The organism is Streptococcus sp. HMSC072D05 (genome assembly GCF_001815805.1).
GTDB lineage: Bacteria > Bacillota > Bacilli > Lactobacillales > Streptococcaceae > Streptococcus.
Map to the genome: position 1 here is coordinate 72488 of NZ_KV821994.1, position 14810 is coordinate 87297.

17 protein-coding genes are annotated in these 14810 nt (G+C 41.3%); 12 read left to right on the forward strand and 5 right to left on the reverse strand.

Annotation, left to right across the window (positions count from 1 at the left end; all coding sequences use genetic code 11):
- Positions 1–133: 133 nt before the first annotated feature.
- Together HMPREF3057_RS02315 and HMPREF3057_RS02320 are read right to left on the reverse strand one after the other, a co-directional pair.
- Positions 134–574 carry a hypothetical protein gene (locus tag HMPREF3057_RS02315; RefSeq protein WP_070696187.1) on the reverse strand — a complete coding sequence of 147 codons (441 nt, stop codon included), beginning with the start codon at positions 572–574 and terminating at the stop codon, positions 134–136.
- Positions 571–984, reverse strand: coding sequence for a helix-turn-helix domain-containing protein (locus tag HMPREF3057_RS02320; protein WP_045618020.1), 414 nt, complete (start codon positions 982–984; stop codon positions 571–573). Before HMPREF3057_RS02320 ends, HMPREF3057_RS02315 begins: the two co-directional genes overlap by 4 nt.
- Positions 985–1247: 263 nt before the next feature.
- Here HMPREF3057_RS02320 and HMPREF3057_RS02325 point away from each other — a divergent pair, with 263 nt between their 5' ends.
- Positions 1248–1550 (forward strand): helix-turn-helix domain containing protein, encoded by a 303-nt coding sequence (locus HMPREF3057_RS02325; RefSeq protein WP_000222599.1) that lies wholly within the window; start codon positions 1248–1250, stop codon positions 1548–1550.
- A gap of 74 nt (positions 1551–1624) precedes the next feature.
- Here HMPREF3057_RS02325 and HMPREF3057_RS02330 read toward each other — a convergent pair whose 3' ends face one another.
- The 3 genes from HMPREF3057_RS02330 to HMPREF3057_RS02340 are packed head-to-tail and all read right to left on the reverse strand — an operon-like array spanning position 1625 to position 3434.
- Entirely contained in the window at positions 1625–2353 is a 729-nt protein-coding gene (locus HMPREF3057_RS02330; RefSeq protein ID WP_070696189.1) for a hypothetical protein, read from the reverse strand.
- Positions 2354–2368: 15 nt separating this feature from the next.
- Positions 2369–3064: an ABC transporter ATP-binding protein gene (locus HMPREF3057_RS02335; RefSeq protein WP_000173188.1), complete on the reverse strand. Its 696-nt coding sequence runs from the start codon at positions 3062–3064 to the stop codon at positions 2369–2371.
- Positions 3065–3068: 4 nt separating this feature from the next.
- Entirely contained in the window at positions 3069–3434 is a 366-nt protein-coding gene (locus tag HMPREF3057_RS02340; protein ID WP_000119117.1) for a GntR family transcriptional regulator, read from the reverse strand.
- A gap of 140 nt (positions 3435–3574) precedes the next feature.
- Here HMPREF3057_RS02340 and nrdR point away from each other — a divergent pair, with 140 nt between their 5' ends.
- From nrdR to HMPREF3057_RS02395, 11 genes are all read left to right on the forward strand, one after another.
- Entirely contained in the window at positions 3575–4048 is a 474-nt protein-coding gene (gene nrdR / locus HMPREF3057_RS02345; RefSeq protein ID WP_001203678.1) for a transcriptional regulator NrdR, read from the forward strand.
- Positions 4049–5212, forward strand: coding sequence for a DnaD domain protein (locus HMPREF3057_RS02350; protein ID WP_070696191.1), 1164 nt, complete (start codon positions 4049–4051; stop codon positions 5210–5212).
- Positions 5213–6109, forward strand: a complete 897-nt coding sequence (gene dnaI, locus HMPREF3057_RS02355; protein WP_000446484.1) for a primosomal protein DnaI — start codon at positions 5213–5215, stop codon at positions 6107–6109.
- Positions 6106–6819, forward strand: coding sequence for an NADPH-dependent oxidoreductase (locus HMPREF3057_RS02360; RefSeq protein WP_070696193.1), 714 nt, complete (start codon positions 6106–6108; stop codon positions 6817–6819). Before dnaI ends, HMPREF3057_RS02360 begins: the two co-directional genes overlap by 4 nt.
- Before the next feature lie 13 nt (positions 6820–6832).
- On the forward strand, positions 6833–8143 hold the full coding sequence (gene der, locus HMPREF3057_RS02365; protein WP_070696195.1) for a ribosome biogenesis GTPase Der: 1311 nt from the start codon (positions 6833–6835) through the stop codon (positions 8141–8143).
- 227 nt (positions 8144–8370) lie between these two features.
- Complete coding sequence (locus HMPREF3057_RS02370; RefSeq protein WP_070696197.1) at positions 8371–9222, forward strand: TPM domain-containing protein; 852 nt, start codon at positions 8371–8373, stop codon at positions 9220–9222.
- A 160-nt stretch (positions 9223–9382) separates the two neighbouring features.
- Positions 9383–9979 carry a LemA family protein gene (locus HMPREF3057_RS02375; RefSeq protein WP_000812473.1) on the forward strand — a complete coding sequence of 199 codons (597 nt, stop codon included), beginning with the start codon at positions 9383–9385 and terminating at the stop codon, positions 9977–9979.
- Positions 9980–10111: 132 nt separating this feature from the next.
- Positions 10112–10402, forward strand: a complete 291-nt coding sequence (locus HMPREF3057_RS02380; protein ID WP_049520430.1) for a hypothetical protein — start codon at positions 10112–10114, stop codon at positions 10400–10402.
- Between the two features lie 144 nt (positions 10403–10546).
- Positions 10547–11317, forward strand: coding sequence for a DNA alkylation repair protein (locus tag HMPREF3057_RS02385; RefSeq protein WP_049520431.1), 771 nt, complete (start codon positions 10547–10549; stop codon positions 11315–11317).
- Between the two features lie 115 nt (positions 11318–11432).
- Positions 11433–13946, forward strand: coding sequence for a preprotein translocase subunit SecA (gene secA / locus HMPREF3057_RS02390; RefSeq protein ID WP_001284115.1), 2514 nt, complete (start codon positions 11433–11435; stop codon positions 13944–13946).
- Between the two features lie 79 nt (positions 13947–14025).
- On the forward strand, positions 14026–14810 hold a 785-nt coding region (locus tag HMPREF3057_RS02395), incomplete at its 3' end, for a 3-deoxy-7-phosphoheptulonate synthase (protein WP_070696199.1).

Sequence of the window (14810 nt, forward strand, 5' to 3'; positions counted from 1 at the left end):
TGTTATAGGTTTTTACTTTCCCAATTTGTAAAATTAAGCTAGACAGAAGCAGATTCTTAGTAAAAAATCACTTCTCTCACTTTCTTGCCGTATTTATAGACAATATACATAAATAACCAAAAAACACCTAGGACTATTTTAAAATCCTAGATGTTTTTCCTGATGTGCTAAGAAATATTTTACGCAAATACAGATAATAAAGGCCAAGCAATCCTAAAACAACCAAATCAACGAAAAATTGCCAACCAAAAACCTGAATGCGATTCCTAAAAAGACTGGTCAATAGAATCAGCAGAGCATCTCCCCAGAAAGCAAGACCAGCCAAAGTAAGGGCTAATTTTCTTCTGAAAAAATAGAAAATCGGACTCAAGGTAGCAGCTAACAAATGGCTAAACCACACAATTACAAAGACAACAGGATAATGGCTAAAGTAAACCAAAATAGCTGAATTATAATGTTCTGCAAAATAAGTCTGGTTACGCGTCATTACCATGACAAAATCATAGCAGCCTATCAAATTCAAGAAAAATATAAACACTGCAAAGCTAAGACCAAAACCAGTAATTTTTTTCATTTCATTAACCCCATTTCTTCAAAAGCTTGAATAAAAAAATCGCTCTTCAACAAGGCCAAGCCTTGATTGACATCACCTAAAACCATAAGGCTGTCGTCTTTTTGGATGTTAAAAATTTTTCTCGCTCGTGCAGGAATGACGATTTGTCCCTTTTCACCAACAGTTACCGTTCCAAAAATATACTTCCCTTCTTTGGCTTTAGTAGCAAAAGGAGAGACATCCCCATTAACCAACTCATCTAAGCTGATATCAAAAATTTCTGCCAAACGACTTGAAGAAATAATATCCGGTAAACTGTCGCCCAATTCCCACTTACTGAGAGTCTGACGAGATACGCCTACTTTTTCAGCTAATTTTTCCTGAGAATAACCTGACTTTTTCCTTAGCAGAGCAATCGTTTCACTAATCATACTTTTCCTACCTCTTTTCCTGAACTCATTATAGAGCCTTCTTGTCCAACTTTCAAGCATCTTTTATTGGCAAAACGAGAGTTTTTTGTTAAAAATCATAGCAAAAAAGAAGCCCGTCTGATCTCTAGTACAAATACTAGAACTTTTTATATTCCTAATTCAATTTTTTTAACACCCAATTTGTAAAATTAATCTAGACAGAAAAAGCCATCTATGTTAGGCTCAGATAAACTACCACATTTGTCTGAAAGGAACCAACATAAATGACCTATACTCATCTTACCACAAACGAGCTTGTAATGATAGAGGCTTACTATCAAGAAAACATAAAAGTTTCAGATATTGTGACTTCACTTGGCAGATCAAAACAGACAATCTACAATGTCATCAACTATCTGAAAGAGGGGCACTCTGCTTATGATTACTATAACCGATATAAAATCAATAAGAAACGCTGTGGCAGGAATAAAACCAGTCTTACGCAATCAGAAAAAGATTTTATCCAAACTCTTTTAGAACAAAATTGGAGTCTTGATGTTATTAAAGGAACTTATTCAATTTTTTAATCTAGTTAGAAAATGAGATAAAGAAAAGGATAGCCTCTCAGTGATGAGATGTTATCCTTTTTTTGACGTTTAAACTATTGCAAATTAACCTTGTTTTTCAAGATATAGTAGGTACCGAGATAGTAGATAGCTGATAAAAAGAGATCGCGCAAGATTTCTGTACCAGCCATCACGTTAAAGTCATTGTCAACTCTTAAGAAGAGAGAAACATAACCAATGACGATGGCAATGACAATATAGGCTAAAATTCCCATAGCTGTTCGATATTCGTTAAAGAGTTGTCCGATAGAGATGGAGAGGTAAATGGATAAAATCCATGTGATTGACCCGACAAATAGTGATAGGGCATACAGCCAGCCGTAGCTGAGGTAAGGGGAAATGAAGTTATAGAGGGCAGTGAAGTCTTTTTCAATTGGTGTTAAGAAGATGATAATCAATATACTTAAGATAAAGACGATATAGCTTAAGATGGACCAGACAAGACCACCTAAAAGTTTTGCGATGATGATTTGGTGCTCAGAGACAGGCAAGGTCAAGGTCAAGTACCCTTGGCGGTCATAAACACTACCCTTGAATCTTCGGATGATTAAAAAGATTGTTGCAATCCAAAGAGTGACGCTGAGTCCTCCAAAGACTAGTACTAAAAAGAAGATGAAATAAGCAGCATTGTTAGGATTGTAACTCTGGCTAAGACTGTTAATAAAAGCTCCAATCAAAACTGAAATTGCAAGTACAGCACCGTAGAGTGCCAGATACCATTTATTGACATTTTTAAATTCATAACAAACTAGATTCCAAAACATAATAATCTCCTTTGCTTAGGCTTTAAATTCCTGGCGGAAGAGCTGGTCAATTGATTCACCTGACTCGTAACGAATATCATCAACATTTCCTTGGCGGACGACTTTTCCGTCTTTGAGGAAGATGATCTCATCCAAGATTGGCTCAATATCTGAAATCAAGTGGGTTGAAATCAGCACCGTAGAGGTTGGTGAGTAGTTATTGATGATGGTATTGAGGATATAATCACGGGCAGCTGGATCCACGCCTCCGATTGGTTCGTCCAGAACGTAGAGGCGGGCTTCACGGCTCATAACCAAGATGAGTTGGACCTTTTCCTTGTTCCCTTTTGATAGTTTCTTGAGGCGACTGTTTTCATCAATACCGAGATCGGCTAAAAGGTGTTGGGCTCTTTCGAGATTGAAATCCTGATAGAAGGTTTTAAAATAGGTTAGAGCATCCTTAACCTTCATCTCTTCATTGAGGTAGGTTGTATCTGGTAGGTAGGAGACGATTGCCTTGGTAGCAGGACTTGGATCCTGTCCATTAATAAGAACACGTCCTTTATTTGGTTGAAGGAGGCCATTGATCAGTTTGATTAGGGTTGTTTTTCCGGATCCGTTTGGTCCAAGGAGCCCGACAATCTTTCCGGCTGAGATCTCTAGTGAGATATTGTCAAGTGCCGCAGTTGCTCCATATGATTTTGTTACATTTTCAAGTGCTAGTAGTGTCATAGTCTTAAACTCCTTTAATATAGTCGCTTAATACATTTGGCAGTTCTTCTTTTTTGTAGCCAAATTGAAGCATGCAAGAGACGAATTGTTGCAGTTGCTCCTCGGAAAGTTGTTTGCGGGACTGAAGGATGAGGTCCAAATCCTCGGTGACAAATCGACCAGTTGTCCGCTTGCTATATACAAATCCTTCACGTTCGAGGTCAGACAAGGCGCGCTGAATGGTATTAGGATTGACCCCAGCCTCGCTCGCCAAATCTCTCACGGTAGGGAGCTGTTGATTGGGTTCCAGTTCATGGGAAACAATCTGTAATTTGATTTTTTCCATAATCTGTAAATAAATCGGTTTTGTATTATCAAATGACCAGGACATCATAGTCTCCTTTCTTTGCCTTTGTTGTTCTAATCAAATAATACAATAAAACAAAAAACTTGTCAAGTAAAAATAAGAATTGTTTTGGGAATTGCTCAAAAAATGGTATAATGAAAAGAAAACGACAAGGAGGGAAATGCATGCGTTGTCCAAAATGTGGGGCTACCAAGTCTAGTGTTGTTGATAGTCGACAAGCCGAAGAAGGAAATACCATCCGTCGAAGACGTGAGTGCGACGAGTGTCAGCATCGTTTTACAACCTATGAACGAGTAGAAGAAAGAACGCTGGTTGTCGTCAAAAAAGACGGTACACGAGAGCAGTTTTCGAGAGATAAAATCTTTAATGGGATTATCCGCTCAGCCCAGAAACGCCCTGTTTCGAGTGATGAAATCAACATGGTGGTCAATCGTATTGAGCAAAAACTCCGTAGTCGCAGTGAAAATGAGATCCAAAGCGAATATATTGGGTCTTTAGTCATGGAAGAATTGGCGGAGCTGGATGAGATTACCTATGTTCGTTTTGCCAGTGTTTACCGTAGCTTTAAGGATGTGAGTGAGTTGGAGAGTCTGCTCCAGCAGATCACCCAGTCCTCAAAAAAGAAAAAGGAAAAATAGATGAAGCCAAATGACCGTTTTTCTTTTATAAAGAATAATCGGGTGTCGCAAGATACCTCTTCTCTGGTGCAGTGCTACCTCCCGATTATCGGTCAGGAGGCACTGAGCCTCTATCTATATACCATTACCTTTTGGGATGGTGGGCAAAAGGAGCATCTCTTTTCCCACATCCTCAATCACTTAAACTTCGGCATGCCGACCTTGCTCCAATCCTTTAAAGTCTTATCTGCTTTGGATTTGTTGACCCTTTATCAGAAGGGGGAAACTTATGAATTGCAGCTTCATTCTCCCCTCTCCAGTCAAGAATTTCTAAGCCATTCTGTCTATAGCAGATTATTAGAGAAAAAGATTGGGGATACTGCAGTCGCTTCCATGAAGCAGGCTCCAAGTGAGGGAGAAGCACTCTCTGTTTCTTTGAGCCAAGTCTTTCCAACCCTGACTGAAGAAGTGACACCAAGCGAGTCTAAAAGCAAGTTAAAAAACGATTTTGATTTGGAACATTTCCAGCGTCTGATGGCTCGAGATGGCTTGCGTTTTGAAGACGAGCAAACGGATGTTTTGGAATTATTCGCCATCGCAGATGAAAAAAAATGGACCTGGTTTGAAACTTATCAATTAGCCAAGGCGACAGCGCTGGCTCAGGTTATTTCAGTCAAACGCATGCGTGAAAAGCTTGCGCAAAAGCAGGTTCCTTCTGACTTTAGCCCCAAAGAAATGACCATTATCAGGGAAGCCAAAAATAAAACTCCCCTGCACTTTTTAGCGGAAATCAAGCAAACGCGTAAGGGGAACATCACCCAGAGCGAACGAGAACTCCTTCACCAGATGGCGTCTTTAGGCTTGTTGGATGAAGTCATCAATATCGTCTTGCTTCTAACCTTTAACAAGGTTGATTCGGCTAATGTTAATGAAAAATATGCCATGAAGGTCGCAAATGACTATGCTTATCAAAAAATTCGGACAGCAGAAGAAGCTGTGCTTCGGATTCGAGAGCGTCAGCAAAAAGGGCAAGAAGACCAGAAATCGAAAACTAGCTCGACTAAGACCAATGTTCCTAAGTGGAGTAATCCAGAATATAAAAATCAAACCAGCGAGGAGACTCGTCTGGAACTAGAACGTAAAAAACAAGAAATGTTAGCCCGATTAGAAGAAGGAGGAGACTAGATGGAAAGTGTGGGTGATGTTATCAAACGTCAGACAAGTCGTTTTCAGTATCAGGACCTAGTCCAGCAGATTATGAAAGACCCAGATGTGGCGGCTTTTATCCAGAAAGAATCCCTCAGCCCAGAGGAGTTGAATCGTAGCATCTCCAAGTTCAACCAATATATCACAGAACGGGATAAGTTTCTTCGTGGGGATGCTGACTATATAGCGCGTGGCTACAAGCCTATCTTGGTCATGAATCACGGCTATGCAGATGTATCTTATGAAGAAACACCCGAACTAATCGCGGCTGAAAAAGAGGCGGCAATCAAGAATCGTCTCAAGTTGATCAATCTACCAGCAAGTCTCAAGAAAGCGAAATTGGCTCAGATTGACCTGGATGATCTAGGTCGTTTGCCGATTTTTGAGAGACTCTATGCCTTTGTTGACCTATACCCAAGCATACGAAAAGGTCTCTATCTCTATGGCGACTTTGGTGTCGGTAAGAGTTTCATGATGGCGGCTCTGGCTCACGACCTATCTGAAAAACGTGGGGCCTCAACAACTATTCTCCACTATCCAAGCTTTGTCATTGATGTGAAAAATGCCATCGGTGAAGGATCTGTGAAAACTTTGGTGGATGACATTAAGTTAGCTGAAGTTCTGGTCTTGGATGATATTGGTGCAGAGCAGTCGACTCCTTGGGTGCGTGATGAGATTCTCCAAGTCATTCTTCAGTACCGCATGCAGGAAGATTTGCCGACCTTCTTTACTTCCAACTTTAATTTCCAAGATTTGGAAAAACATTTTGCCAAAGGAAAGAATGGAAATGATGAGACTTGGGAAGCTAGACGGGTCATGGAACGAATCCGTTATTTGGCTGAGGAGACAAGACTAGAAGGAGAAAATCGCCGATGACAGAAACCATTAAACTGATGAAAGCTCATACTTCAGTTCGTCGCTTTAAGGAGCAAGAGATTTCTCAAGAACACTTAAATGAAATCTTGACAGCTGCTCAAATGGCGTCATCTTGGAAAAATTTCCAATCCTACTCTGTGATTCTTGTGCGCAGTCAAGAGAAGAAAGATGCTCTTTATGAACTGGTTCCTCAGGAAGCCATTCGCCAGTCTGCAGCCTTTTTGCTCTTTGTTGGTGACTTAAACCGAGCTGAAAAGGGAGCAAGCCTTCATACCGACACTTTCCAACCCCAAGGAGTGGAAGGTCTCCTCATCACGTCTGTGGACGCTGCGCTTGCTGGGCAAAATACCTTGCTTGCGGCTGAGAGTCTGGGATATGGTGGTGTGATTATCGGTTTGGTCCGTTACAAGTCGGAAGAAGTGGCAGCGCTTTTTAATTTGCCTGACTATACCTACCCTGTTTTTGGGATTGCCCTCGGTGTGCCAAATCAACAACATGATGTCAAACCAAGACTGCCTTTGAACCAAGTGGTATTTGAAGAAGAATACCAAGAACAGCCAGTTAAAGCGATTTTGGACTATGACCAAGTACAGGCAGACTATGCTGGTGCGCGTGCGACGACCTCTTGGAGTCAGCGTTTGGCAGAGCAGTTTGGTCAAGCCGAACCTAGTTCAGCTCGAAGAAATCTAGAACAGAAAAAGTTATTGTAGAAAGTGAGAAAACATGGCCTTACCAACTGTTGCCATTGTAGGGCGTCCCAATGTTGGGAAATCGACCCTCTTTAACCGAATCGCTGGTGAGCGAATCTCAATCGTAGAAGATGTCGAGGGTGTGACACGTGACCGTATCTATGCAACGGGTGAGTGGCTCAACCGTTCTTTCAGTATGATTGATACTGGAGGGATTGACGACGTCGATGCTCCTTTCATGGAGCAAATCAAACACCAGGCAGAAATTGCCATGGAAGAAGCAGATGTCATCGTCTTTGTGGTGTCTGGGAAAGAAGGGATTACAGATGCGGACGAGTACGTAGCTCGCAAACTCTATAAAACCCATAAGCCTGTTATCCTAGCCGTTAACAAGGTTGACAATCCTGAGATGCGAAATGATATCTTTGATTTCTATGCGCTAGGATTGGGCGAACCGTTGCCAATTTCGTCTGTGCACGGTATTGGTACGGGTGATGTGTTGGATGCCATCGTGGATAATCTACCACACGAAGTTGAAGAAGAAAATCCAGATGTCATTAAATTTAGCTTGATTGGCCGTCCTAACGTTGGAAAATCCAGTTTGATCAACGCTATTTTGGGAGAAGACCGCGTGATTGCTAGTCCAGTAGCTGGAACAACGCGTGATGCCATTGATACCCATTTTACAGATACGGATGGTCAAGAGTTTACCATGATTGATACAGCTGGTATGCGTAAGTCTGGTAAAGTCTATGAAAATACGGAGAAATACTCTGTCATGCGTGCCATGCGTGCCATTGACCGTTCTGACGTGGTCTTGATGGTCCTCAATGCCGAAGAAGGTATTCGTGAGTACGACAAGCGTATCGCAGGTTTCGCCCACGAAGCTGGTAAAGGAATGATCATCGTGGTCAACAAGTGGGATACACTTGAGAAAGACAACCACACCATGAAGAACTGGGAAGAAGACATCCGTGAGCAGTTCCAATACCTGCCTTACGCACCGATTGTCTTTGTATCAGCTTTAACCAAGCAACGTCTCCACAAATTGCCTGAGATGATTAAGCAAATCAGTGAAAGTCAAAACACTCGGATTCCATCAGCAGTCTTGAACGATGTGATTATGGATGCCATTGCCATCAATCCAACACCGACAGACAAAGGAAAACGCCTCAAGATTTTCTACGCAACCCAAGTGGCAACCAAACCACCAACCTTTGTCATCTTTGTCAATGAAGAAGAACTCATGCACTTCTCTTACCTGCGTTTCTTGGAAAATCAAATCCGCAAGGCCTTTGTCTTTGAGGGAACCCCGATTCATTTGATTGCAAGAAAACGCAAGTAAGTCTTGCTTATTTTTCAATAAGAATAACTGAAAAGAAGACTAGTTTGTCTTCTTTTTTCTATAAAGTAGGTGAAAAAAATCCTGTCAAATCGAAGGAAAAATCTGTCATCAAAATTCAATCATTTTCCTAGCTTTTGTAATCTATTTGTAATGAAAATGCACTTTCTTTGTAAAAATCAAAATGCTATAATTCCTTAAATCAATTTTCCTTTATCAGGGAGGTTATTATGAAAAGAAGCAGATTTTTTAAACATAGTTTGTTGGTTCGCTTGCTTGGGTTGCTGATGGTTTTTCTCTTCTTGTCAGCATTCACAGCACCTGAAAAACCTGAGTACGGGATCTATGACCCCAATCACTATCTGACTGATGAGACAATCAGACTGATTCGAGGTTTGAATAAGGTAAATAGTCAAAAAGCAGAAAAATTCCAAGTGGGCGTTTACGTTGTGAAAAGCCTGGATGGAGAAACAATCGAAACTGTAGCTAACGAAACAGCTAGAGCTTGGAAGATTGGCTACTCGGGAGACAACAACGGCGCCTTGATTGTGGTCGCTGTTGAGGATAGAAAATCACGGATTGAAACAAGCAATAATGTGGCAAGTAAGATCACAGACTATCAGACCAATAGATTTTTGAAAACAGCACGGCCTTACTTTCAAAAGGGAGACTACAGCAATGGAGTTCTTTCTATAGCAAACAATCTCAACTACATGTTTTATAGTGGATCGAGTACGACTGCTTCAAGTTCTAGAAGTAGTTACGACTATGCTACTAATTCTAGTCGTCTAAGAGAAATTGAAAAGTATACCGCTGGGAGTCAATCTTCGAAACGGCATCGAAAAAGTAGCTTCGATGACGGAGCCCTCGGATTTGTAGTTCTGATTTACTTCATCGTCATGATTATAGGATTTCTATTTGGTGGTCGTGGTGGCGGTTCACGTGGAGATGATTCTGGCGGTGGCTGGTGGGGCGGTGACTCATCAGACTCAGGTTCCTCTTGGTCTGATTCGGGCTCCGACTCATCTGGAGGCTGGGACGGCGGTGGCTTTGATGGCGGTGGTTCGTCTGATGACTGGTGAGTGATCATATATTGCTCAAACCGATTTCTCCATACAGTAAGGTGACTCCTTTGCAACAGTTCACTCCTTAATTAAAAATAAAAACAAAGTTTGGGAAATTGATTTAAAATCTGAGTATTTTCTCAGAAAAGTTGATAAAAGAAAGTGTTAAGGTTTTGATATGAAACAAAATAAAGTAATTCTCTCAATAGTGGCTATTTTCTTTGGACTACTAGTTCTGGGAAGTTGTTCCGCAGTGACGACCTATAATGGTCTAGTTGGTGAACAGACTAAAGTGGAGCAGGCTCAGGCCGATGTCTCGACAGCCCTCCAACGTCGTTCGGACTTGATTGGTAACTTGGTGGAGTCCGTTAAAGGACAAATGAATCATGAAACCGAAGTCTTTACCAAGATTGCGGATGCTAGAGCTAAAATCGGTAGTAGCTCAGTAACTTCGGAAGAAAACCAAAAGGCTCAGGGAGAGTTGAGCTCTGCTCTTTCCCGCTTGATTTCCTTGACGGAGAATTATCCAGAACTCAAGAGCAATCAAAATGTTGAGCAACTAATGGTCGAACTTTCAGGCAGTGAAAATCGTATCTTTGTAGCACGCAAGGATTATAATAAAGTCGCAGCCGAGTACAATCAAAAGTTGAGAAGTTTTCCAACTGTGCTTTTTGCGAATATGATGAACTTTAAAGAAGCTGAAACCTTTAAAGAAACAGAAGAAGCCAAGACAGTTCCTAAGGTCGATTTTGGAACATCTTCATCAAGTCAATAAAGTGGATCAGCCTATGAATAAAGGAATTTCTCTAGTATGACTAGTGATTTCAAACTCAAACCTGGAAAGTCTTTTCCAGGTTTTTTTGGTATAATAAAAGGGAAGAGACAGTGACTGAAATGGAGGTTTGCTATGGAGAAAACAAAAGCCTTTCTTGAAGCGCACTACAAGAGATATATCTTTACGATTTGCCTTCTCTGGTTCCTCATGTTTTTCCTTCCTTGGGATTGGCATATAGGAGGAGTTTCAATTTATTATTTCGTTATGAAAAAACTCTTTGTGGTTTTTGGAGTTTTATCCATCCTATACTCCGTGCTGATTAAAAAAATCAGTCTCCTCATCTTTGGCATCATCTTTTGCTTGGCCTTCTGGATCAATCTCTTTTGGTATTTTGGGATATTGCCTATATTCTTGGGAAATTAAACATTAACAAATGAAGGACTAGACTAGCTTCTAGTCCTTTTTTCTTCCTTATTGAAATAGTTGGAGATATAAAAATAATTTTGTTGACGGGCTGTCTGTATGATATAATAAGTCCCGTAAAAAGAAGATTAAGGGATTTGAAAAATGGCTAAAAAAGTAAAAGATTATTATGACTTGGCTTATGCTATGGATTTGAGTCGACGGTTGCAAGAAGCATCCGTTGCCTTTGATGGACAAAAGTTTAGGCTGTTGCTAGAAAAAGACTTGGAAAATTTGGAGTTTAGCCAGCGTCAAGAACTCTTGGCTAAAAGTATCAAAGATTGTCTTCCCCTATCTTATCAGGACTCTCTCAAGGTTTTTGAGAAAATTTTGGGTCCTGAGTTAGAGGGTGGTTTAGGTATGTTCTCAGAAGGATATTGGCTTTGGCCAATCGGAAAATATGTAGAGCTATTTGGGGACAAGGAATTTGAATTGAGCACGGCCTTTAGTAAGGAACTAACCAAGCGATTTACTGGAGAATTTTCTATGAGACCTTTGCTGGCTCGCTATCCTAAGGCTACAATGACTTTGCTATTAGAATGGAGTCGGGATGAAAATTTGCGTGTTCGTAGACTTGCCAGCGAATGCATGCGTATCCGTCTGCCTTGGGCTAAGAGACAAACCGTCGTATTGGATTATTTTGAGGATTTCACCACTATTCTGACCAATCTAAAAGATGATAGAGACAAGTCTATTCAAAAAAGTGTAGCCAATAATCTAAATGATTTGTACAAGGAAGCCCCCGATAAGTTTGAAAGGATTCTTCAAACTTGGCAGAAAGGGGAGCTAAGTCCAAGTTGTGCTTGGATTATCAAGCATGCATCTCGAACAAAAAACAAAAAAAGAGCCACAGAAGATTTATGCAAAAAAAGCTGAATTTCAGCTGGCCTTTTCCGTTGTAAATTAAGGATTCTTTCTTGAAAAATAATGGTAAATATGCTAAAATTAAAAGAACATTCTAAAATATTCAGAATAAAAAGTAAGGAAAATCATGGCTAATATTTTAAAAACGATTATTGAAAATGATAAAGGAGAACTTCGTCGTCTGGAAAAGATGGCTGATAAGGTTCTTAACTATGAGAGCCAAATGGCTGCAATGTCAGACGAAGAACTAAAAGCGAAAACTGACGAATTTAAAGAACGATACAACAAGGGTGAATCACTTGATTCATTGCTATATGAGGCTTTTGCAGTAGTTCGTGAAGCTGCAAAACGTGTCCTTGGGCTCTTCCCTTATAAGGTTCAGGTCATGGGTGGGATTGTTCTTCACCATGGTGACGTTCCAGAGATGCGTACGGGTGAAGGGAAGACCTTGACAGCGACTATGCCAGTGTACCTCAATGCCCTTGCAGGTAAAGGGGTTCACGTAGTTACAGTCAACGAATACCTAACAGAACGTGACGCGACTGAAATGGGTGAATTGTACTCATGGCTCGGTCTGTCAGTAGGGATTAACTTGGCAGCCAAATCTCCAATGGAGAAAAAAGAGGCTTACCTTTGTGATATTACCTACTCAACCAACTCAGAGATTGGTTTCGACTACCTTCGTGATAACATGGTCGTTCGTGCAGAAAACATGGTGCAACGTCCACTCAATTATGCTTTGGTCGATGAGGTTGACTCAATTTTGATCGACGAAGCTCGTACACCATTGATCGTTTCAGGCGCCAATGCAGTTGAAACAAGCCAACTCTACCATATGGCGGACCACTTCGTGAAATCTTTGGACAAGGACGACTATATCATTGACGTTCAGTCTAAGACGATCGGTTTGTCAGACTCTGGTATTGACAAGGCAGAAAGCTACTTCAAACTAGAAAATCTCTACGACATTGAAAATGTAGCTCTTACTCACTTTATTGACAATGCCCTTCGTGCCAACTATATCATGATTCTCGATATCGACTATGTGGTTAGTGAAGAGCAGGAAATCTTGATCGTTGACCAATTTACAGGTCGTACCATGGAAGGTCGTCGTTACTCTGATGGTTTGCACCAAGCGATTGAAGCAAAAGAAGGTGTGCCAATCCAAGATGAGACTAAGACTTCAGCTTCTATTACCTACCAAAACCTCTTCCGTATGTATAAGAAATTGGCAGGTATGACAGGTACTGGTAAAACAGAAGAAGAAGAATTCCGCGAAATTTACAACATTCGTGTTATCCCAATCCCAACTAACCGTCCAATTCAACGTATCGACCACTCAGACCTTCTCTATGCAAGTCTTGATGCGAAATTTAAGGCTGTAGTTGAAGATGTAAAAGCTCGTTACCAAAAAGGTCAGCCGGTCTTGGTAGGTACAGTTGCCGTTGAAACGAGTGATTTCCTTTCTAAGAAATTGGTAGCAGCAGGTGTTCCTCACGAAGTCTTGAATGCGAAGAACCACTACAGAGAAGCGCAAATTATCATGAACGCTGGTCAACGTGGCGCAGTTACCATCGCAACCAACATGGCCGGTCGTGGTACCGACATCAAGCTTGGTGAAGGGGTTCGTGAACTTGGAGGTCTTTGCGTAATTGGTACAGAGCGCCACGAAAGTCGCCGTATTGATAATCAGCTTCGTGGACGTTCAGGACGTCAAGGAGACCCAGGTGAGTCACAATTCTACTTGTCTCTTGAAGATGATTTGATGAAACGTTTTGGTTCAGAACGTTTGAAAGGTGTCTTTGAACGTCTCAACATGTCTGACGAAGCCATCGAATCTCGCATGTTAACGCGTCAAGTTGAAGCAGCTCAAAAACGTGTCGAAGGAAACAACTACGATACTCGTAAACAAGTCCTTCAATACGATGATGTTATGCGTGAACAACGTGAGATTATCTATGCACAACGTTATGATGTCATTACTGCAGATCGTGACTTGGCACCAGAAATCCATGCTATGATTCGTCGTACCATTGGACGTATCGTGGATGCACATGCTCGTTCTAAGGAAGATGAAAAATTGGAAGCAATCCTGAACTTCGCTAAGTATAACTTGCTTCCAGAAGATTCAATTAGCCGTTCAGACCTTGCAGGTCTGTCAGACCAAGCTATCAAAGATGAACTTTTCCAACGTGCCTTGAAAGTCTATGACAGCCAAGTTGCTAAGCTTCGTGACGAAGATGCAGTGAAAGAATTCCAAAAAGTCTTGATTCTACGTGTTGTAGACAACAAGTGGACAGACCATATCGATGCTCTTGACCAGTTGCGAAATGCTGTTGGTCTTCGTGGATATGCTCAAAACAACCCTGTTGTAGAATATCAAGCAGAAGGTTTCCGCATGTTTAACGACATGATTGGATCGATTGAATTCGATGTGACCCGCTTGATGATGAAAGCACAAATCCATGAGCAAGAACGTCCGCAAACTGAACACAATATCAGTACAACTGCGACTCGTAATATCGCAGCGCAGCAGGCAAGCCTTCCAGAAGATTTGGACTTGAGCCAAATCGGACGAAACGACCAATGCCCATGTGGATCAGGTAAGAAATTCAAGAACTGTCATGGTAAGAGACAATAATATGAGATAAGATACAGGCGGATACCTGGTAAAAATCATTTTTTGCTTGGTGTCCGTTTGCTTTATAAGGAGATGAATCATGGTATTTAAAGCTAAAAGTCCTAAAATTAACATTGAAGAAGTTCGCGCCTTGTCTAAATTAGAGGGAGCGGCTCTTGCGAGAAAAAATCAACGTGATCAGGAATTGGAAGCCATCATCCGTGGGGAAGACCAGCGTATTCTCTTGGTGATTGGACCATGTTCATCTGATAACGAAGAGGCGGTTCTTGAGTATGCCAAGCGTCTATCTGCTTTGCAAGAAGAGGTCAAAGACCGTATTTTTATGGTCATGCGTGTCTATACGGCTAAACCTCGCACCAATGGAGATGGCTATAAGGGCTTGATTCATCAACCAAATGCGACAGAAGCTCCTAGCTTGATCAATGGGATCAAGGCTGTTCGTCAGCTCCACTACCGCGTGATTACCGAGACGGGAATGACAACAGCGGATGAGATGCTTTATCCTGAAAATCTTCCGCTGGTGGATGATTTGATTTCTTATATGGCTGTTGGAGCTCGTTCTGTAGAGGATCAACAGCACCGTTTTGTAGCGAGTGGAGCAGACTTTTCAACAGGATTTAAAAATCCCACATCTGGAAATCTCAATGTCATGTTTAACGGGATTTATGCAGCACAAAATAAACAGAGTTTCCTCTTCCTCGGTAAAGAGGTGGAAACAACGGGGAATCCATTGTCCCACGCCATTCTTCGCGGTGCCTTGAATGAATACGGGAAAAATATTCCTAACTACTACTATGACAATTTGATGGATACCATTGATCAGTACGAAAAGATGGGCTTGGAAAATCCATTTATCATCATCGA